Annotated in this window: 16 protein-coding genes; 9 read left to right on the forward strand and 7 right to left on the reverse strand. The window is 62.6% G+C overall.

Annotation, left to right across the window (positions count from 1 at the left end; genetic code table 11):
* Positions 1-59 precede the first annotated feature (59 nt).
* Together APH34_RS01145 and APH34_RS01150 are read right to left on the reverse strand one after the other, a co-directional pair.
* Entirely contained in the window at positions 60-1,532 is a 1,473-nt protein-coding gene (locus tag APH34_RS01145; protein WP_054899330.1) for an inorganic phosphate transporter, read from the reverse strand.
* 312 nt (positions 1,533-1,844) lie between these two features.
* Positions 1,845-2,045 carry a hypothetical protein gene (locus tag APH34_RS01150; protein WP_054899331.1) on the reverse strand — a complete coding sequence of 67 codons (201 nt, stop codon included), beginning with the start codon at positions 2,043-2,045 and terminating at the stop codon, positions 1,845-1,847.
* Between the two features lie 469 nt (positions 2,046-2,514).
* On the opposite strand from APH34_RS01150, the gene pcaR reads away from it, so the two are divergent.
* From pcaR to pcaC, 9 genes are all read left to right on the forward strand, one after another.
* Positions 2,515-3,390 carry a pca regulon transcriptional regulator PcaR gene (gene pcaR / locus APH34_RS01155; protein ID WP_054899332.1) on the forward strand — a complete coding sequence of 292 codons (876 nt, stop codon included), beginning with the start codon at positions 2,515-2,517 and terminating at the stop codon, positions 3,388-3,390.
* Positions 3,391-3,713: 323 nt separating this feature from the next.
* On the forward strand, positions 3,714-5,057 hold the full coding sequence (locus APH34_RS01160; protein WP_054899333.1) for an MFS transporter: 1,344 nt from the start codon (positions 3,714-3,716) through the stop codon (positions 5,055-5,057).
* A gap of 133 nt (positions 5,058-5,190) precedes the next feature.
* Positions 5,191-6,051 carry a CoA transferase subunit A gene (locus tag APH34_RS01165; RefSeq protein WP_054899334.1) on the forward strand — a complete coding sequence of 287 codons (861 nt, stop codon included), beginning with the start codon at positions 5,191-5,193 and terminating at the stop codon, positions 6,049-6,051.
* Positions 6,048-6,827, forward strand: a complete 780-nt coding sequence (locus tag APH34_RS01170) for a CoA-transferase subunit beta (protein WP_054899335.1) — start codon at positions 6,048-6,050, stop codon at positions 6,825-6,827. The genes APH34_RS01165 and APH34_RS01170 overlap by 4 nt, the downstream gene beginning before the upstream one ends.
* Complete coding sequence (gene pcaF, locus APH34_RS01175; RefSeq protein WP_177337007.1) at positions 6,824-8,029, forward strand: 3-oxoadipyl-CoA thiolase; 1,206 nt, start codon at positions 6,824-6,826, stop codon at positions 8,027-8,029. Before APH34_RS01170 ends, pcaF begins: the two co-directional genes overlap by 4 nt.
* A gap of 141 nt (positions 8,030-8,170) precedes the next feature.
* The gene (locus APH34_RS01180; protein WP_054899337.1) at positions 8,171-9,460 is read left to right on the forward strand and encodes an MFS family transporter; all 1,290 of its coding nucleotides are present in this window, start codon (positions 8,171-8,173) and stop codon (positions 9,458-9,460) included.
* A 9-nt stretch (positions 9,461-9,469) separates the two neighbouring features.
* Positions 9,470-10,822 carry a 3-carboxy-cis,cis-muconate cycloisomerase gene (locus APH34_RS01185; protein ID WP_054899338.1) on the forward strand — a complete coding sequence of 451 codons (1,353 nt, stop codon included), beginning with the start codon at positions 9,470-9,472 and terminating at the stop codon, positions 10,820-10,822.
* Positions 10,823-10,833: 11 nt separating this feature from the next.
* Entirely contained in the window at positions 10,834-11,625 is a 792-nt protein-coding gene (gene pcaD, locus APH34_RS01190) for a 3-oxoadipate enol-lactonase (protein WP_054899339.1), read from the forward strand.
* A 10-nt stretch (positions 11,626-11,635) separates the two neighbouring features.
* Positions 11,636-12,028: a 4-carboxymuconolactone decarboxylase gene (gene pcaC / locus APH34_RS01195; protein ID WP_010952489.1), complete on the forward strand. Its 393-nt coding sequence runs from the start codon at positions 11,636-11,638 to the stop codon at positions 12,026-12,028.
* A gap of 122 nt (positions 12,029-12,150) precedes the next feature.
* Here pcaC and APH34_RS01200 read toward each other — a convergent pair whose 3' ends face one another.
* The 5 genes from APH34_RS01200 to ttgB all read right to left on the reverse strand — a co-directional run bounded on the left by APH34_RS01200 (position 12,151) and on the right by ttgB (position 19,949).
* Positions 12,151-12,675: a DUF962 domain-containing protein gene (locus APH34_RS01200; protein ID WP_054899340.1), complete on the reverse strand. Its 525-nt coding sequence runs from the start codon at positions 12,673-12,675 to the stop codon at positions 12,151-12,153.
* A gap of 92 nt (positions 12,676-12,767) precedes the next feature.
* On the reverse strand, positions 12,768-13,691 hold the full coding sequence (locus tag APH34_RS01205; protein WP_054899341.1) for a LysR family transcriptional regulator: 924 nt from the start codon (positions 13,689-13,691) through the stop codon (positions 12,768-12,770).
* Between the two features lie 148 nt (positions 13,692-13,839).
* On the reverse strand, positions 13,840-15,093 hold the full coding sequence (locus tag APH34_RS01210; protein WP_054899342.1) for an OprD family porin: 1,254 nt from the start codon (positions 15,091-15,093) through the stop codon (positions 13,840-13,842).
* 252 nt (positions 15,094-15,345) lie between these two features.
* The gene (locus APH34_RS01215) at positions 15,346-16,800 is read right to left on the reverse strand and encodes an AdeC/AdeK/OprM family multidrug efflux complex outer membrane factor (RefSeq protein WP_054899343.1); all 1,455 of its coding nucleotides are present in this window, start codon (positions 16,798-16,800) and stop codon (positions 15,346-15,348) included.
* The gene (gene ttgB / locus APH34_RS01220; protein ID WP_054899344.1) at positions 16,797-19,949 is read right to left on the reverse strand and encodes a multidrug efflux RND transporter permease subunit TtgB; all 3,153 of its coding nucleotides are present in this window, start codon (positions 19,947-19,949) and stop codon (positions 16,797-16,799) included. Before ttgB ends, APH34_RS01215 begins: the two co-directional genes overlap by 4 nt.
* Positions 19,950-19,952 lie beyond the last annotated feature (3 nt).

A 19,952-nucleotide genomic window follows, 5' to 3' on the forward strand; every position in this document is an offset into this window, starting at 1 on the left:
CCAGCGCTTGCTCAAAAAAAAGGCGCCTCGCAAGGCGCCTTTTCTGTTGGAGCGGTGACTCAGCCAAGCGCCTTGGACGCCAGCCAGAACAGGCCGGCTGCCAGGCCCATCGATGCCGGCAGGGTCAGCACCCAGGCCAGCAGGATGGTTTTCACGGTGCCGCCCTGCAGGCCGCTCTTGTTGGCGACCATGGTGCCGGCCACGCCGGAGGACAGCACATGGGTAGTGGAAACCGGCAAGGCGAAGACGTTGGCCATGCCGATGGCGCACGCCGCGGTGATCTGCGCCGACATGCCTTGGGCGTAGGTCATGCCCTGTTTGCCGATCTTCTCGCCTACGGTCAGTACCACGCGCTTCCAGCCAACCATGGTGCCCAGGCCCAAGGCCAGGGCTACGGCCACGATCACCCAGAAGGGCGCATATTCGGTGGTGGCGGTGAGGTCTTTACGCAGCTTGTCGAGATCAGCCTTTTCACGCGCATCCAGGCCTGGGAGCTTGCCGACCTTCTTCGCCGTGTCGTCCAGGCACAGCAGGTAGCGGCGTACTTCGACGCGCTTTTCAGCATCCAGGGCGCGGTAATCGGTCACGCCTTGCAGCGAGGACTGCAGTGCGGCGATGGTCGGCTCGGTTTGTTGCGGGTTGCAACTGAACTGCTCTGGCAGGTCGCTGGACTGCGCCTTGCCCAGGGCCAGGAACTCGCCCAGGGTGGCGGCGTTACGCTGGTAGAACTGGCTCAGGTGCATCGTCGCATCGCGGGTGCGCTCGATCTGGTAGGTGGTGCTGTTCAGGTCGAGCACAAACTTGGCCGGTACGATGCCGATCAGCACCAGCATGATCAGGCCGATGCCTTTCTGACCATCGTTGGAACCGTGCACGAAGCTTACGCCCATTGCCGAAATCACCAGCACCAGGCGGTTCCAGAACGGCGGGTGCTTCTTGTCGTCGAGCTTGCGACGCTGTTCGGGCGTCTTGTGCATCTTCGACAGCGGGCGCCACCACTTGAGGCCGATCAGCACCAGCGCAGCAATGGCGAAGCCGGCCATGGGCGAGACCACCAGCGACATGGCGATGTCGATCGCCTTCTGCCAGTTGACGCCGTCACCCAGGGGAATGTCGTTGATCAGCGCGTTGGCCAGGCCTACGCCGAGGATCGAACCGATCAGGGTATGCGAGCTGGAGGCGGGGATACCAAAGTACCAGGTGCCCAGGTTCCAGGTAATGGCTGCAGCCAGTAACGAGAAGACCATGGCCAAGCCATGCCCGGTATTCACATTGATCAGCAGTTCGACCGGGAGCAGGTGAACGATGGCGTAGGCCACCCCGACACCACCGAGCAGAACGCCGAGGAAGTTGAACACCCCGGAGAAGAACACGGCCAGGTGTGGTGGCATGGCTTTGGTATAGATGACGGTGGCTACCGCGTTGGCGGTGTCATGAAAGCCATTGATGAACTCGAATGCGAGCACGAAGGTCAGGGCAAGCAGCAGGCTCACCAATACCCAGGCATCCAGTCCGCTGAATAAATCGATCATGAAGGTTGTCTGGCGGTCATAGGGGGGCCGGATTATGCCAGAAAACCTTGGCAATCGATGCACCCGCTGCTGACCGATGGCAGCGTTGCAAATGGCTTCAGGCGGCGGCAGTCGCCCCGTTAAAGCCAAAAACCTTCCGCTAAAAAAACCGAAAACAGCAAAAAATCTTCAAACGTCTGAGAATGAGCCGTTGCGGCTAGAGTTCAAACGGTTGTATGAAATTTGTATAAATCCATTTCATCCTCAGCCTTTCGGTAAGGATAAGCCGCGTCGTGGGCAACGGCCCGCGACGCAGTGGCGGTGAGCGACGGCTCAGGATTCCTCGCTGCGCAGCTCCTTTTCCATTTTTTCCAGTTCCTGGCTGAAGGCCTGGTCCTGAACCGTGGCACGTTTGCGCCAGGGTTTGCGTTCAGGGTCCGGTTGAGCGGCATAGGTGGTGACCTCACCACCGTAAACTTCCTTGTAACGTTCAGCCTGGCGCTCAAGTTCCGCGCGCAGTTCATCTTTCGTCACAGTAGTACCTAAATAAGTAGAAGGGTCGATGCCCCTGCAGGTGCAAGTTGCCCATGCGCATGATGCGCCAGTTGGCGGATAAGCCCAGGCGGGTGCTTCTATTACCGGGCCAGTTGATCCGGGCCAGCACTAGCGATTATAGCAATCGGCAAATCGCCAAACAGCGTTATTTACCCATGCTGACATCAAGTGACAGAAGTTGTCCGGTAGGTGCCTGCCCGTGCAAAGTTTGAGCGAACCGTGGAGGGAAAGTTCGTGACGGTTGAAGGCAAGGCAGCGCGTAATGAAAAACGGCCTCGCACAAGGCGAGGCCGTTGCCTGGGGACTTCTACGGTGGGTACCTGACCAGTCTCTCCAAAGAAGCCACAAGTGGCAGGAGAAAGGTATAAGCAAACGTGTCAGCGGTCAATTGCGATTATCGGCCGTTTGTTCGATAATCGCACGAGGCTGCGATTTTTTGAGGTGAGCGATGAGTGACGAAACCACGGGCAACGAATCTGCCAGTGCCGATCCTGCGCGTCCGAGCGTGCCTGCGATGGCGCCGCCCATCGTGGCCTCCCCGGCGAAGCGCATCCAGGCCTTTACCGGTGATCCGGATTTCATGACCTCGCTGGCACGGGGCCTTGCTGTCATCCAGGCCTTCCAGGAGCGCAAGCGCCACCTGACCATCGCGCAGATAAGCCATCGTACCGAGATCCCCAGGGCAGCCGTACGCCGCTGCCTGCATACGCTGATCAAGCTCGGTTATGCCACCACCGATGGGCGCACCTACTCGCTGCTGCCCAAGGTGTTGACCCTTGGGCATGCCTACCTGTCTTCGACGCCACTGGCGGTCTCGGCCCAGCCTTACCTGGACCGCATCAGCGATCAGTTGCACGAAGCCGCCAACATGGCCACGCTCGAAGGTGACGACATTCTTTATATAGCCCGCTCGGCTACGGTCGAGCGGCTGATATCGGTCGACCTGTCGGTGGGCGGGCGCTTGCCGGCCTATTGCACTTCCATGGGCCGTATCCTGTTGGCGGCGATGGACGATACGAGCCTACGTGAATACCTCGACCGTGCTGACCTCAAGGCCCGCACCAGCCGTACCCTGCATGATGCCGAGTCGTTGTTCGCCTGCATTCAACAGGTGCGCGCGCAGGGCTGGTGCGTGGTCGATCAGGAACTGGAGCAGGGACTGCGGTCTATCGCGGTGCCAATCTACGACGCCTCGGGCCAGGTATTGGCGGCGTTGAATGTCAGTACCCATGTGGGGCGTGTGAGCCGTAGCGAACTGGAACAGCGATTCCTGCCGATCCTGCTGGCTTGCAGCCGTGACCTTTGTCACCAACTGTTTGGCTGAAGCACGTTCGGGTTCAGGTGGCGCCGTGCGCTGTTATCGAACACGCCGGCCGTTTCCTGTTCGATAAACGCACAGTGTCGCGCCAGGCGAATTGCGCCCCCGTCATCCACTGATTAATGTCTCTCGCAACGGTCGGCTTTGCCGACCGAACAAAAAACATAAGAGACGCATACCATGACTACTGTCCTTTCGCTGCTGCGGCCGCACCCGCACGCAGTACCGTTGTATCCAGGCTGACCTAGGCCGCACTTCTTCGACATTGAACCCTGTACTGGTTGCGCTTGTGCAGTGGCTTGACCGTGCCCAATCACTGGATAACAACAATGAACAAACCCCAATCTGTCGGGAACTGTCTCGACGTTCAGTCGTTCATCAATGAACAACCGCTGTCGCGTTATCAATGGCGGGTGGTGATCCTTTGCTTCCTGATTGTCTTTCTCGATGGTCTGGACACGGCGGCCATGGGGTTCATCGCGCCGGCCTTGTCCCAGGAGTGGGGGATCGACCGCGCCAGCCTGGGGCCGGTGATGAGCGCCGCGTTGATTGGCATGGTGTTCGGCGCCTTGGGTTCCGGGCCACTGGCCGACCGCTTCGGGCGCAAGGGTGTACTGGTAGGGGCGGTGTTGGTGTTCGGTGGTTTCAGCCTGGCCTCGGCCTATGCCGGCAACGTCGACCAGTTGCTGGTGCTGCGCTTCCTGACGGGCCTGGGGCTGGGCGCTGGGATGCCCAACGCCACCACGCTGCTGTCCGAATACACCCCCGAGCGCCTCAAGTCGTTGCTGGTGACCAGCATGTTCTGCGGCTTCAACCTGGGCATGGCGGGCGGTGGGTTCATTTCCGCCAAGATGATCCCGGCGTACGGCTGGCACAGCCTGCTGGTGATCGGTGGCGTGCTGCCGCTGTTGCTGGCGGTGGTGCTGATGGTGTGGCTGCCGGAGTCGGCGCGTTTTCTGGTCGTACGCAACCGTGGTACTGACAAGGTGCGCAAGACCCTGGCACCGATTGCCCCCGCCGTCGTGGCGCAGGCAGCCAGCTTCAGCGTACCGGAACAGAAAGCCGTGGCGGCGCGCAATGTCTTCGCCGTGATTTTCTCCGGTACTTATGGGCTGGGCACCTTGCTGCTGTGGCTGACCTATTTCATGGGCCTGGTGATCGTCTACCTGCTGACCAGTTGGCTGCCGACGCTGATGCGCGACAGTGGCGCGAGCATGGAACAGGCGGCGTTCATCGGTGCGTTGTTCCAGTTCGGTGGCGTGCTCAGTGCAGTGGCAGTGGGGTGGGCCATGGACCGCTACAACCCGCACAAGGTCATCGGCCTTTTCTACTTACTGGCGGGCGTATTTGCCTACGCAGTCGGGCAGAGCCTGGGCAACATTACCCTGCTGGCGACCCTGGTGCTCATTGCCGGGATGTGCGTGAACGGCGCGCAGTCGGCGATGCCTTCGTTGGCGGCGCGGTTCTATCCGACCCAGGGGCGTGCCACGGGTGTGTCCTGGATGCTGGGTATCGGGCGCTTCGGCGCGATTCTAGGGGCCTGGAGTGGCGCTACCCTGCTGGGCCTGGGCTGGAACTTCGAGCAAGTGCTGACGGCGCTGCTGGTGCCGGCGGCGTTGGCGACGGTGGGGGTGATCGTGAAGGGCCTGGTCAGCCACGCAGACGCGACCTGACTGGAAGCAGGGAATGGATAGGGAGGCAACAAATCGTTCGATAATCGCACCAATAGTCGATTATCGGATTGTAAGTCACCCACCTGTCTCCTTAATCTGAGTTCAACGTAGCACCCTGACCAGGAGTCTCCACATGGCTGCAATTCTCCCCCTTCACGACGCCGTGAAGCAGTTCATCCAGGACGGCGATACCGTCGCCCTCGAAGGCTTCACCCACCTGATCCCGACCGCTGCCGGCCACGAGATCATCCGTCAGGGCAAGCGCGACCTGACGCTGGTACGCATGACCCCGGACCTGATCTACGATCAACTGATCGGCGCCGGTTGCGCCAGCAAGCTGATCTTCTCGTGGGGGGGGAACCCGGGCGTAGGGTCGCTGCACCGCCTGCGCGATGCGGTCGAAAAGCAATGGCCGCATGCGATCGACATCGAAGAGCATAGCCACGCCGACCTTGCCAATGCCTATGTTGCCGGTGCGTCCGGCCTGCCGTTCGCGGTGCTGCGTGCCTACGCAGGTTCCGACCTGCCGAAGGTCAACCCGCTGATCAAGAGCGTCACTTGCCCGTTCACCGGTGAAGTGCTGGCCGCCGTGCCATCGGTGCGCCCGGATGTGACTGTAATCCACGCACAGAAGGCCGACCGCAAAGGCAATGTACTGTTGTGGGGCATCCTTGGCGTGCAGAAAGAAGCGGCCCTTGCAGCCAAGCGCTGCATCGTCACCGTCGAAGAGATCGTTGATGACCTGCAGGCCCCGATGAACGCCTGTGTTCTGCCGACCTGGGCCCTCAGCGCCGTGTGCCTGGTCCCGGGGGGCGCGCACCCGTCCTACGCCCATGGCTACTACGAGCGTGACAACCGCTTCTATCAGGACTGGGACCCGATCGCGCGCAACCGCGAGTCGTTCAGCGCCTGGATCGACACCTATATCCGTGGTACCGCCGACTTCAATGAATTCAAGGCCAAGCTGGCCAGCACCGCGGAGGCTGCACAATGAGCTACTCCACCTCTGAAATGATGACCGTTGCCGCTGCCCGTCGCCTGCGTAACGGGGCTGTCTGCTTCGTCGGCATTGGCCTGCCGTCCAAGGCCGCCAACCTGGCGCGCCTGACCTCGTCGCCAGACGTGGTGCTGATTTACGAGTCCGGCCCGATCGGCGCCAAGCCAAGCGTGTTGCCCCTGTCGATCGGCGACGGTGAGCTGGCCGAAACCGCTGATACAGTGGTGCCCACTGGCGAGATCTTCCGCTACTGGTTGCAAGGGGGCCGTATCGATGTCGGCTTTTTGGGTGCAGCCCAGGTCGATCGCTTCGGCAACATCAACACCACCGTGGTCGGTGATTACCATGCGCCCAAGACCCGCCTGCCGGGCGCCGGTGGCGCGCCGGAGATCGCTGGCTCGGCCAAGCAGGTGCTGATCATCCTCAAACAGTCGCCACGTGCGTTTGTCGACAAGCTCGACTTCATCACTTCGGTCGGCCACGGTGAAGGCGGGGATTCGCGCAAGCGGCTGGGCCTGCCGGGCGAAGGGCCGGTCGGTATCATCACCGACCTGTGCATCATGGAGCCGGAGGCTGGTACCCACGAATTCGTCGTGACCTCGATCCACCCAGGCGTGACCCGCGAGCAGATTGTCGCCGCCACCGGCTGGCCAATCCGTTTCGCTGAAAACGTACAAAGCACCAGCGCGCCGACCGATGTCGAGCTGGGCGCACTACGCGATCTGGAAGCCCGTACCGCCGTTGCTCATGGCCAGGTAGCAGGAGAAGCATGATGCGTGAGGTATTCATCTGTGACGCCATCCGGACCCCCATCGGCCGCTTCGGCGGCGCCCTGGCCAGCGTACGTGCCGACGACCTGGCGGCGGTGCCGCTGAAGGCGCTGATCGAGCGCAACCCCTCGGTACAGTGGGAGCAACTCGACGAAGTGTTTTTCGGTTGTGCCAACCAGGCCGGTGAGGACAACCGCAACGTGGCGCGGATGGCGTTGCTCCTGGCCGGCCTGCCCGAGAGCATCCCCGGCGTGACCCTCAACCGCCTGTGCGCTTCGGGCATGGACGCCATCGGCACTGCTTTTCGTGCCATCGCCAGCGGTGAGATGGAGCTGGCCATCGCCGGCGGCGTCGAGTCGATGTCCCGTGCGCCGTTTGTCATGGGCAAGGCTGAGAGCGGCTACTCGCGCAACATGAAGCTGGAAGACACGACCATCGGCTGGCGCTTCATCAACCCGCTGATGAAAAGCCAGTACGGCGTGGATTCGATGCCTGAAACGGCTGATAACGTCGCCGACGATTACCAGGTTTCGCGCGCTGACCAAGATGCCTTTGCCCTGCGCAGTCAGCAGAAGGCCGCGGCGGCCCAGGCTGCCGGCTTCTTCGCCGAAGAGATCGTGCCGGTGCGTATCGCCCACAAGAAAGGCGAAACCCTCGTCGAGCACGATGAGCACTTGCGCCCGGAAACCACACTTGAGGCACTGGCACGGCTCAAGCCGGTCAATGGCCCGGACAAGACTGTCACTGCCGGCAACGCCTCGGGTGTCAATGACGGTGCGGCGGCCTTGATCCTGGCTTCGGCGCAAGCGGTGAAGCAGCACGGCCTGACCCCGCGTGCCCGGGTGCTGGGCATGGCCAGCGCGGGTGTGGCGCCACGGGTCATGGGTATCGGCCCGGTGCCAGCCGTACGCAAGTTGACCGAGCGCCTGGGCGTTGCGGTAAGCGATTTCGATGTGATCGAACTCAACGAAGCGTTCGCCAGCCAGGGCTTGGCAGTGCTGCGCGCGTTGGGCGTGGCTGATGATGCGCCGCAGGTAAACCCGAACGGTGGCGCAATCGCCTTGGGCCATCCGCTGGGCATGAGTGGTGCGCGCCTGGTGCTGACGGCGTTGCATCAACTTGAGAAGCAGGGGGGTCGCAAGGCCTTGGCGACCATGTGTGTGGGCGTCGGCCAAGGTTTGGCGCTGGCCATCGAGCGCGTTTAACCTGCGTCGGCCGCTTCGCGGGTCTACCCGCGAAGCGGCCGGTGTTGTACGACACAAGGCCAATTGCTAGCCCCTGAAGCGGAACGGTGTGTTACTAGGTATGTCTAGACTTACCTAGGACCTTCCAGGAGTAAAACCGTCATGACCTCAGCCTATTACACCGGTGAAGAACGCAGTAAACGCATCTTCGCCATCGTCGGTGCCTCTTCCGGCAACTTGGTGGAATGGTTCGACTTCTACGTCTATGCCTTCTGCGCGATCTATTTCGCCCCGGCCTTCTTCCCCTCCGACGACCCCACCGTGCAGTTGCTCAATACGGCTGGTGTATTTGCTGCGGGCTTCCTGATGCGTCCCATTGGTGGCTGGATCTTCGGCCGCCTGGCCGACCGCCATGGCCGCAAGAATTCGCTGATGATCTCGGTGCTGATGATGTGCTTCGGCTCGCTCATGATCGCCTGCCTGCCCACCTACTCGAGCATCGGCACCTGGGCGCCGGCGCTGCTGTTGCTCGCCCGCTTGATCCAGGGCCTGTCGGTGGGGGGCGAATACGGCACCACCGCGACCTACATGAGTGAGGTGGCGCTGCGTGGCCAGCGTGGCTTCTTCGCGTCGTTCCAGTACGTGACCCTGATTGGCGGCCAACTGCTGGCTGTGCTGGTGGTGGTGGTCCTGCAGCAACTGCTGACCGAAGACGAACTGCGTGCCTGGGGATGGCGTGTACCGTTCGTGGTCGGCGCCGTCGCGGCGTTGATCTCGCTGATGCTGCGCCGCTCGCTGCACGAAACCAGCAGCGCCGAAACCCGCAAGGACAAGGACGCCGGTTCCATCAAAGGCCTGTTCCGCAACCACGCCGCAGCCTTCATCACCGTGCTTGGTTACACCGCTGGCGGCTCGCTGATCTTCTACACCTTCACCACCTACATGCAGAAGTACCTGGTCAACACTGCCGGCATGACGGCCAAGAACGCCAGCTACGTGATGACCGGTGCGCTGTTCCTGTTCATGGTCTTGCAGCCGTTCTTTGGCATGCTCTCTGACCGCATTGGCCGACGCAATTCGATGCTGCTCTTCGGGGCCTTGGGTACGCTGTTCACCGTGCCGTTGCTGATGGCGTTGAAGACCGTGAGCAGCCCGTTCATGGCGTTCGTGCTGGTAACCCTGGCGCTGTGCATCGTCAGTTTCTACACCTCGATCAGCGGCCTGGTGAAGGCCGAGATGTTCCCGCCGCAGGTGCGCGCGTTGGGCGTAGGCCTGGCGTATGCGGTGGCCAACGCGGTGTTCGGGGGTTCGGCCGAATACGTGGCGCTTGGCCTGAAAACCCTGGGCATGGAAAACACCTTCTACTGGTACGTGACGGCCATGATGGCAATCGCTTTCCTGTTTAGCCTGCGCCTGCCGAAACAGGCAGCGTACCTGCACCATGATGACTAAGGACGCTGCATGACCCACCAATTGTTCGACGCCTACTTCACCGCGCCGGCCATGCGCGAGGTGTTCTCTGACCGTGGCCGCCTGCAAGGCATGCTCGATTTCGAGGCGGCTCTGGCCCGCGCCGAAGCCGGCGCTGGGTTGGTGCCCCACAGCGCGGTGGCCGCCATTGAGGCCGCCTGCCAGGCCGAGCGCTATGACACCCGTGCGCTGGCCGATGCCATTGCCACGGCAGGCAACTCGGCCATCCCGCTGGTCAAGGCGTTGGGCAAGGTGATCGCCAGTGGTGTGCCGGAGGCCGAACGTTATGTGCACCTGGGGGCCACCAGCCAGGATGCGATGGACACCGGGCTGGTGCTGCAATTGCGTGACGCCCTCGCGTTGATCGAGGCCGACCTGGCCAAGTTGGCCGACACCCTGTCGCACCAGGCCCTGCAGCATGCCGATACGCCCTTGGTAGGCCGCACCTGGCTGCAACATGCAACACCGGTGACGTGGGGCATGAAGCTGGCAGGCGTGCTCGGCGCCATCACTCGGCATCGCCAACGGCTGCAGGAACTGCGCCCGCGTCTGCTGGTGCTGCAGTTCGGCGGCGCCTCTGGCAGCCTTGCGGCGCTGGGCAGCAAGGCGATGGCGGTCGCCGAGGGCCTGGCCGAACAGCTCAAGCTGAACCTGCCCGAGCAGCCCTGGCATACCCAGCGCGACCGCCTGGTGGAGTTTGCCGCTGTGCTGGGCCTGATTGCCGGCAGCCTGGGCAAGTTCGGCCGTGATATCAGCCTGCTGATGCAGACCGAGGCCGGGGAAGTGTTCGAGCCTTCGGCGCCCGGCAAGGGTGGTTCGTCAACCATGCCGCATAAGCGCAACCCGGTGGGGGCGGCAGTACTGATCGGCGCTGCCACCCGCGTGCCGGGCCTGCTCTCGACACTGTTCACCGCCATGCCGCAGGAACATGAGCGCAGTCTCGGCCTGTGGCATGCCGAGTGGGAAACCCTGCCGGACATCTGCTGCCTGGTGTCCGGCGCGCTGCGCCAGGCCCAGGTGATTGCCGAGGGTATGGAGGTGGACGCCGAGCGTATGCGCCGCAATCTTGACCTGACCCAGGGCCTGGTGCTGGCCGAAGCGGTGAGCATTGTCCTCGCCCAGCGCGTGGGCCGCGACCGCGCCCATCATCTGCTGGAGCAATGCTGCCAGCGCGCCGTGGCCGAACAGCGCCCGTTGCGCGCCGTGCTCGGTGACGAGCCGCAGGTCACCGCCGAGCTGACCGAGCAAGAACTCGACCGTCTGCTAGACCCGGCCCATTACCTGGGCCAGGCCCGCGTCTGGGTGGCGCGCGCCGTGGCTGAACATCAACGTTTGACTGCCTGAAGGAGACCGCTGTGGCGCATTTGCAACTGGCCGATGGCGTACTGAACTATCGATTCGACGGCCCGGACGATGCGCCGGTGCTGGTATTGTCCAACTCCCTCGGCACCGACCTGGGCATGTGGGACCGTCAGATTCCACTGTGGAGCGAGCACCTGCGTGTGCTGCGCTACGACACCCGTGGTCACGGTGCCTCGCTGGTCACTGAAGACCCTTACAGCATCGAGCAATTGGGTCGCGATGTGCTGGCGCTGCTCGATGCCCTGGATATCCCCCAGGCACACTTCGTCGGTCTGTCGATGGGCGGTCTGATCGGGCAGTGGCTGGGTATTCATGCAGGCCAGCGCCTGCACAGTCTGACGCTGTGCAACACGGCTGCGAAAATCGGCAATGACGAGGTGTGGAACACCCGCATCGACACCGTGCTCAAGGGCGGCAAGCAAGCCATGGCGGATCTGCGTGACGCCTCCATTGCCCGCTGGTTCACCCCTGCTTTCGCCCAGGCCCAACCGGCCCAGGCCCAGCACATCTGCCAGATGCTCGCGCAAACCTCTCCTGAGGGCTATGCCGCCAACTGCGCAGCGGTGCGCGATGCCGACTACCGTGCGCAACTGAACCGTATCCAGGTGCCGACATTGGTCGTCGCTGGTACCGAGGACGTGGTCACCACGCCTGAACATGGGCGCTTCCTGCAGGACGCTATCCTGGGGGCCAAGTACGCTGAGTTCCCGGCAGCGCACCTGTCCAATGTCGAGATTGGCGAGGCATTCAGCCGTCGCGTACTCGACTTCCTGCTGGCCCGCTGAGGAATTTGCGATGGATGAGAAGCAACGTTACGACGCCGGCATGCAAGTACGCCGCGCGGTGCTCGGCGATGCCCATGTGGACCGCAGCCTGGAGAAGCTCAACGACTTCAATGGCGAGTTCCAGGAGATGATCACCCGACATGCCTGGGGTGATATCTGGACCCGTCCGGGGCTGCCGCGGCACACCCGTAGCCTGATTACCATCGCCATGCTGATCGGCATGAACCGCAACGACGAGCTCAAGTTGCATCTTCGGGCAGCCGCCAACAACGGTGTGACCCGTGACGAGATCAAGGAGGTGCTCATGCAAAGCGCAATCTACTGCGGGATCCCGGCCGCCAATGCCACCTTCCACCTGGCGGAGTCGGTGTGGGATGAGTTGGGCGTGGAGTCGCGGCAGTAATTGATAGTCTGATCCGGCCGTTTCACGTGGCAGGCCTGCTGCCCCCCCTCAGTGCAACGGTGATATTGCGCTGAGGGTGGGGAGGTGTTGCCTGCGAAACGGCCAGCCGAATCACTGCATGTTCATGCAGCAGCGTTCTTCTGCCGCAGCGCCACTGGCCCCGCATTGGCCTCCACGGCCCGTTTCAGCGCTGGGCAGATGCCAAGCATGAACGCCGCTTCCGCCACCACGAACAATGGCCCGATGATCAGGCCGCTGACATCGTCGACGAAGGCCGGCTTGCGGCCTTCGTAATAGTGCCCGACGAACTGGATGACCCAGCCGACCACGAACGCCCCCAGCCCGGCGCTGAGCCACAGTGCTGTGCTCTGCACCGCCAGTGCCTGGCCAAGCCACAGGCACAGCCCCAGTAACAGGCCCATGACCAGCCCGAAGCGCAGGTCCAGGCGCAAGTAAAACCACACCGAGGCCGCAGCTGCCAGCAGGGCAGGGGACAGCCATAGGCCCGCCACGTCCCAGCCCGGGCGGGACAGCAGGATGGTCACTGCCACCACGATCAGCGGAATGCCGACGAAGTGGGTGGCTATGTTGCGTGGGTCACGGTGGTAGTTGGCGTACTGGCTCAGGTGTTCGACGAGGTTTTTCATTGTTGTTCCTCCCTGGGTGGCCGTTGTGCAGGGTTGGGCCTGTGCTGGCCTATAGTGCTCAGAATAGCCTGCAGCCCACCACTATCATCAGTTCAGCGAATGGCAGCAGTCCGCAGGGGCGCATCCAGCTCCACCAGGGTTTCGATCATTGCCCGCGCGGCGGGCGACAGGCGGTAGCCGCTGCGGGTGACCACGCCACAGCGCACGCTCAGTACCTCAAGCGCCGGTGGCAGGTTGCGCCAGTGCAGGCGTACCAGTCGCCCGGCGGCGAGGTCTTCGGCGACGGCTTCCTCGCTGGCGGTACCGATGGCATCGGTGGATTGCACCACACTGCGCAACACCGCCAGGTGCTCGGTCTGCAGGTGCGGGGTAAAGTCGCTGCGTCCACTCAGGTTGGCCAGGCGTTTGCGTACGCCGGGGGCGAGCAGGGCGCTGGCCAGCGGGTAGGCGAAAAGATCGTTGGTCGACAGGCTGTCCTTGGCCAGCAAGGGGTGGCCAGGGCGGCAGAAGAACAGGCCCGGGCGGGGGCTGAGGGTTTCGGTATGGAAGTTGGGGTCGGCTTCGAACGGGCGAATGTCGTCGACGAAGAATTCGATTTGCTCGCGGCGCAGCGCTTGTCCTAGGCGTTCTGCATTGTCCACCAGCAGTGCGGTGCGGATGCCAGGGTGGTTGCCGATGAAATGGCGCAGTGCCTCCGGGACCAGGCGCACGGCGAGGGCCGGACCGCTGCCAAAGTGCAGTTCGCCGGCATCGAGCTTGGTCATCTGCAGCACTTCGTTACTGAGCTGCGCGGCGCCTTGTACCAGGCGACGGGCGTGCTGCAGTACTACCAGGCCTTCCGGGGTTGGCTGCAGGGCTTTGCTGGCGCGGTCGACCAACGGGCAGCCGAAGGTTTGCTCCAGGCCCTGGATGGCACGGCTGAACGCGGGCTGGGTGATGCCCATGGCCTCGGCGGCGCGGACGAAACTGCGGTACTCGGTGAGGGCAATGAAATAGCGCAGTTGGCGAAGGTCCATGTCGAGCTCTGCGATGGAAAACAGGGCTAGATTTAATCGGTTACATCTTATGTCGTCAACGAAGGTTTATTTAGGTTGTTATTCGTTTTTGTTATTTCATGGGCCAGCCTGCCTCTTTGCGGGTGAGCCCGCAAAGAGGCCTGTGAGCTCACAGCAGATTCAATGGATAGCTCACGATCAGCCGGTTCTCATCGAACGCGTTGGTGCTGAAGTCCCGGCGCATCGTGGAATTGCGCCACTTCACCGACAGGTCCTTGAAGCTACCTGCCTGCACCACGTAAGCCAGTTCGGTCTCCCGTGCCCACTCCTTGCCATCCTCGACGCCACCGGCCGCCACATGGTCGCCTTTGATATAGCGGTTCATCAGGGTCAAACCCGGGATGCCGACACTGACGAAATTGAAGTCATGGCGCACCTGCCAAGAACGTTCCTTGGCGTTGTCGAAGCTGGCGTTGTAACTGTCGTTGGCCAGTGTGCCGCCGCTGGTGCCATTGACCCGCAGCCAGGCATCGTCACCGCTGACCTTCTGCAGGCCGACGTAGAAGGTGTTGCCTTTGTATCGGGCCGACAGCATTGCCGAGGCGGTGCGGTTGTCGAGTTGACCGGCACGTTTGGCCCCATCCTCCTTGCCGATGAAGTAACCGAGGTTGGCGCCTAGGGTCCAGTCGCCCAGCGGCTGGCTGTGAACCAGGTTGAGGTATTGCTGGCGATAGATGTCTTTGAGCTGGGCGTCCCACAGGCCAATCATCGTGCGCTTGTCGTTGAACGTGTATTCGCCACCACCGAAGTTGAAGCGGTCAGAGGTGAAGGCCGCGCGGCCATTGAGCGACATGTCTTCCATGCTCGCATCGTTGCGTGGGCTGTTGCCGCGCAACTGACCGGCGTACAAGGTCAGGCCGTCGATTTCCTTCGAGGTCAACTGGCCGCCGCGGAAGGTTTGCGGCAGCGACCGGCCGTCGTCCGAGCGCAGGATTGGCAGCACCGGCATCCATTCACCGACCTTGAGTTCGGTCTCTGACCACTTGGCCTTCAGCGCCACGCCCAGGCGGCCGAAATCGTCGGCGGGGCGGCCGTCGTCGTGCACCGGTAGCAGGTGGGTGTTGGCGGTGCCTTTGCCGCCGTCCAGCTTGACCGAATACAAGCCCAGTACGTCTACGCCAAAACCAACTGTGCCCTGGGTGAAGCCGGACCGTGCATCAAGGATGAAGCTTTGCGTCCACTCCTCACCCTTGGCTTGTGGGTAGGCCGGGTCGACGAAATTGCGGTTGATGTAGAAGTTGCGCAGGTTGAGGGTAGCCTTGGCGTCCTCGAAGAACCCGTTGTCGGCGGCGGATGCGGGGAGGGCGCAGGACACGGCCAACAGGCCGGGCAGCAGCTGGCGTGCAGGGTGCGAAATGCTCATCTGTCGTGGATCTCTTGTTTTTATTGGCGAGCCGGTGCGCTGCAGGGTGCGGCCTGCAGGTGCGGGGCTAGTGATGAACCTGGGCAACGTTGCTGACGGCGATGGTGCGTGGAGGAGCGGGGGAGAGGCAATTCGCCGCAAGCGGAAGAGGGCGATAATCGAACGGAATGTTCCAGCTGGTTAATTGTTTGCCAGTCCAGGTCGCAACAAAAAGCCCACCGCGAGGGTGGGCTTGATGCTGTTGCCGTTGGATCAGCGTTTTACGGTGTCGACCGATGCCTGCTGATTGGCTTGCGCGGTCTGCTCGTACCAGCCACCGCCGAGCGCCTTGTACAGGTTGACCTCGCTGGTCAGCTGCGACAGGCGATCGGTGATCAGCGACTGCTGTGCGCTGAACAGGTTGCGCTGGGCATCGAGGAAGGTCAGGTTGCTGTCGATCCCGATGCGGTACCGGCGCTCGGCCAGGCGGTAGTAATCCTGGTTCGCTTGCACCAGGTCGCGTTGCGCCTGCAGCTGCTCTTCGAAGGTCTTGCGCGCCGCCAGGCCATCGGAGACTTCCTGGAAGGCAGTCTGGATGGTCTTTTCGTACTTGGCGACGTTGATGTCCTTCTGGATCTTCGAGTAGTCCAGGCTGGCGCGCAGGCTGCCGGCGTTGAAGATTGGCAGGTTGATCTGCGGCTGGAACAGCCAGGTGCCCGACCCCCCCTTGAACAGCCCGCCCATGTCCGGGCTCAGGGTCCCGGCATTGGCGGTCAGGCTGATGCTCGGGAAGAACGCTGCACGGGCTGCGCCGATGTTGGCGTTGGCGGCCTTGAGCAGGTGCTCGGCTTCCTGGATATCCGGGCGACGCTGGAGGATGTCGGACGGAAGGCCAGCGGGTACCTCAGCCAACTGGTCGGCATCAAGGTCCAGTGGCTTGGGCAGGTCGGCCGGAATACCCGTACCGACCAGCACGGCGAGGCTGTTGAGGTCCTGGGCAACCAGACGCTGGTACTGTGAATACTTGACCCGCGCGCCTTCCACGGCGGTGCGTGCCTGGCTCAGGTCGAGCGCCGACGCTACACCCACTTCGTTGCTGCGGCGGGTCAGGTTGTAGCTTTCCTCGTAGGTCTTGAGGGTGTCTTCGGTCAGCTTGAACAGCGCCTGGTCTGCCTGCCAGGTGTAGTAGGCGTTGGCCACGCTGGCCACCAGGGCGATCTGCGTGGAGCGGCGTGCCTGCTCGCTGGACAGGTAGGTTTCCAGGGCCTGGTCAGTCAGGCTGCGCACCCGGCCAAACAGGTCAAGCTCGTAGGCGCTGACACCCAGGGTGGCCGAGTACTGGCTGGTAATGTTCGATTCACCCGTGGTCGACATGTTCGCCGGGATCCGCTGACGACTGCCGCTGCCGTTGGCGGAAACCGCCGGGAACAGGTCGGCACGCTGGATGCGGTATTGCGCACGGTAGGCGTCGATGTTCAGGGCCGCGACACGCAGGTCGCGGTTGTTGACCAGCGACGTCTGGATCAGCTTCTGCAGCGCCGGGTCGTGGAAGAACTGGCGCCAGCCCTGTTCGGCGGCGGCCACGTCGGCCGACTCGGTCGGCGAGTACGCTGGGCCTTGCGGCCACTGCGCAGCCACCGGCGACTCCGGGGTCTGGTAGTCAGGGATCAGCGAGCAGCCGCCCAGAATGAAAGCGGTTACCGCCAGGGACAACAAAGACTTGGTCATTGCCCAGCCTCATAACGTGGAGTTTCAGGGGTGGCGTCCTTTTCCGGCTCTTTGCTGCCGAACAGCGACGACACTGCGACGAAGAATAGCGGTACCCAGAAGATTGCCAACACGGTCGCACTGATCATGCCGCCGATCACACCCGTACCGATCGCGTGCTGGCTACCGGCACCGGCGCCGCTGGCGATGGTCAACGGTACCACGCCCAGGATGAAGGCCAGCGAGGTCATGATGATCGGGCGCAGACGCATGCGGCAGGCCTCGATCGCCGCGTCATACAGGCTGCGGCCCTGCTCGTGCAGTTCCTTGGCGAATTCCACGATCAGGATGGCGTTCTTCGCCGCCAGACCGATGGTGGTCAACAGACCGACCAGGAAGTACACATCGTTGGACAACCCGCGCAAGCTGGTAGCAATCAGCGCACCGATGATACCCAGCGGAACGACCAGCACAACTGCGATAGGGATCGACCAGCTTTCGTACAGCGCCGCCAGGCAGAGGAACACGAACAGTACCGAGAGGGCGAACAGTGCCGGCATCTGCGAGCCGGAGAGTTTTTCCTCATAGGACATGCCGGTCCAGGAGAAGCCGATACCACCTGGCAACTCGCCGGCGATACGTTCTACCTCGGCCATGGCCTCACCGGTACTGTAACCCGGGGCCGGGGCACCGAGGATTTCCATCGCCTCGACGCCGTTGTAGCGGGCCAGCTTAGGCGAACCGTAGGTCCACTCACCTTTGGCGAAGGAGGAGAACGGCACCATCTCGCCCGCACCGTTGCGCACGTACCACTTCTGCAAGTCTTCCGGGCTCATCCGTGCGTTCGATTCGCCCTGGATGTACACCTTCTTGACCCGGCCACGGTCGATGAAGTCGTTGACATAGCTGGCACCCAGCGCAATCGACAGGGTGTTGTTGATGTCGGCAATGGTCACGCCCAGGGCGCTGGCACGTTCGTCATCGATGGTCAGCTGGTACTGCGGTTCATCGTTCAGGCCGTTCGGGCGCACGGCGCTGAGCACCTTGCTCTGTGCGGCCTTGGCCAGGAACTGGTTGCGCGCTTCCATGAGTTTTTCATGGCCTACACCGCCGCGGTCCTGCAGGAACACGTCGAAGCCGGTAGCGTTACCCAGTTCGAGTACGGCAGGCGGGGCGAAGGCGAATACCATCGCATCGCGGAAGGTGAAGAAGTGCTGCTGGGCGCGCTGGGCCAGGGCGAATACGCTGTTTTCCTTGGAGCGCTCGCCCCACGGTTTGAGCATGATGAACGCCAGACCCGAGCTCTGGCCGCGACCGGCGAAGTTGAAGCCGTTGACGGTGAACACCGACGCCACGGTATCGGCTTCGTCCTTGAGCAGGTATTCGCGCATCTGGTCGACCACCACCTGGGTACGCTCGGCACTGGAGCCAGCCGGGGTCTGTACCTGGGCGAACAGTACGCCCTGGTCTTCCTCGGGCAGGAACGCCGTTGGAATGCGTGCGAACAGCCAGATCATACCGACCACGATCAGCGCATAGGCGAGCAGGAACGGCACCTTGTTGCGCAGGATGGCACCGACGCTCCGCTCGTAGCCGTTTACGCTGCGGTCGAAGTTGCGGTTGAACCAACCGAAGAAACCACCCTTGGCCTCATGGTGTTCGCCCTTTTTAAGCGGCTTGAGCATGGTGGCGCACAGCGCCGGGGTGAAGATCAGCGCGACCAGGACCGAAAGGCCCATGGCCGACACAATGGTGATCGAGAACTGGCGGTAGATCACACCGGTAGAACCGCCGAAGAAGGCCATCGGCAGCAGTACCGCGGACAGCACCAGGGCGATACCCACAAGGGCACCCTGAATCTGTTCCATGGACCGTTTGGTCGCCTCCTTGGGTGGCAAGCCTTCCTCGGACATGACCCGCTCGACGTTCTCCACCACAACGATGGCATCGTCCACCAACAAGCCGATGGCCAGGACCATGGCGAACATGGTCAGGGTGTTGATGCTGAAGCCTGCGGCGGCAAGGATGCCGAAGGTACCCAGCAATACCACGGGCACGGTCATCGTGGTGATGATGGTGGCGCGGAAGTTCTGCAGGAACAGGTACATCACCAGGAACACCAGGACCACGGCTTCGATCAGGGTGTGGATAACCCCGCTGATCGATTCGGTGACCACCGGGGTGGTGTCATACGGGAACACCGCTTTCACCCCTGGCGGGAAGAACGGTTCCAGGTCGCTGATGGTCTGGCGCAGGGCTTTTGCCGTATCCAGCGCGTTGGCGCCGGTGGCCAGTTTCACCGCCAGGCCGGACGCCGGCATGCCGTTGAATTGGGCGCTGACGGCATAGTTTTCACCACCCAGGCCGACCTCGGCAACATCGCCCAGGCGCACCTGGGAGCCGTCCTTGTTGACCTTGAGCAGGATCTTCTCGAACTGCTCGGCGGTCTGCAGGCGGGTCTTGCCGATGATGGTGGCGTTGAGCTGGGTGCCTGGCATGGCTGGCAGGCCGCCAAGCTGGCCGGACGAAACCTGCACGTTCTGCGCGGCAACCGCAGTCTTGACGTCGACCGGGGTCAGCTGGAACTTGTTCAGCTTGGCCGGATCGAGCCAGATACGCATGGCGTACTGCGCGCCGAATACCTGGAAGTCACCCACACCGGCGGTCCGCGAGACCGGGTCCTGCATGTTGGAAACGATGTAGTTGGCCAGGTCGTCCTTGGTCATGCTGCCGTCTTCGGACACCAGACCGATCACCAGCAGGAAGTTCTTCACTGCCTTGGTGACGCGGATACCTTGCTGCTGCACTTCTTGCGGCAGCAGCGGGGTGGCCAGGTTCAGCTTGTTCTGTACCTGGACCTGGGCGGTGTCGGCGTTGGTACCCTGCTCGAAGGTGGCAGTGATGGTCATGCTGCCGTCGGAGTTACTCTCCGAGGACACATAACGCAGGTTGTCGATACCGTTGAGCTGCTGCTCGATGACCTGCACCACGGTGTCCTGCACGGTCTGCGCCGAGGCGCCCGGGTAGGTCACGGCGATGGCGATGGCCGGCGGTGCGATGCTCGGGTACTGGTTGATCGGCAGCTTCAGGATCGACAAGGCGCCGACCAGCATGATCACCAAGGCAATCACCCAGGCGAAGATCGGGCGATCGATAAAGAACTTCGACATGGT

Origin of the sequence: Pseudomonas sp. NBRC 111131 (genome assembly GCF_001320525.1) — a bacterium.
GTDB lineage: Bacteria > Pseudomonadota > Gammaproteobacteria > Pseudomonadales > Pseudomonadaceae > Aquipseudomonas > Aquipseudomonas ceruminis.

Excerpts from the sequence above, each read along its gene's own strand:
- APH34_RS01145 (WP_054899330.1), bottom strand. The coding sequence starts at position 1,532 with ATGATCGATTTATTCAGCGGACTGGATGCCTGGGTATTGGTGAGCCTG.
- pcaR (WP_054899332.1), top strand. The coding sequence starts at position 2,515 with ATGAGTGACGAAACCACGGGCAACGAATCTGCCAGTGCCGATCCTGCG.
- APH34_RS01160 (WP_054899333.1), top strand. The coding sequence starts at position 3,714 with ATGAACAAACCCCAATCTGTCGGGAACTGTCTCGACGTTCAGTCGTTC.
- APH34_RS01165 (WP_054899334.1), top strand. The coding sequence starts at position 5,191 with ATGGCTGCAATTCTCCCCCTTCACGACGCCGTGAAGCAGTTCATCCAG.
- APH34_RS01170 (WP_054899335.1), top strand. The coding sequence starts at position 6,048 with ATGAGCTACTCCACCTCTGAAATGATGACCGTTGCCGCTGCCCGTCGC.
- pcaF (WP_177337007.1), top strand. The coding sequence starts at position 6,824 with ATGATGCGTGAGGTATTCATCTGTGACGCCATCCGGACCCCCATCGGC.
- APH34_RS01180 (WP_054899337.1), top strand. The coding sequence starts at position 8,171 with ATGACCTCAGCCTATTACACCGGTGAAGAACGCAGTAAACGCATCTTC.
- APH34_RS01185 (WP_054899338.1), top strand. The coding sequence starts at position 9,470 with ATGACCCACCAATTGTTCGACGCCTACTTCACCGCGCCGGCCATGCGC.
- pcaC (WP_010952489.1), top strand. The coding sequence starts at position 11,636 with ATGGATGAGAAGCAACGTTACGACGCCGGCATGCAAGTACGCCGCGCG.
- APH34_RS01200 (WP_054899340.1), bottom strand. The coding sequence starts at position 12,675 with ATGAAAAACCTCGTCGAACACCTGAGCCAGTACGCCAACTACCACCGT.
- APH34_RS01205 (WP_054899341.1), bottom strand. The coding sequence starts at position 13,691 with ATGGACCTTCGCCAACTGCGCTATTTCATTGCCCTCACCGAGTACCGC.
- APH34_RS01210 (WP_054899342.1), bottom strand. The coding sequence starts at position 15,093 with ATGAGCATTTCGCACCCTGCACGCCAGCTGCTGCCCGGCCTGTTGGCC.
- APH34_RS01215 (WP_054899343.1), bottom strand. The coding sequence starts at position 16,800 with ATGACCAAGTCTTTGTTGTCCCTGGCGGTAACCGCTTTCATTCTGGGC.
- ttgB (WP_054899344.1), bottom strand. The coding sequence starts at position 19,949 with ATGTCGAAGTTCTTTATCGATCGCCCGATCTTCGCCTGGGTGATTGCC.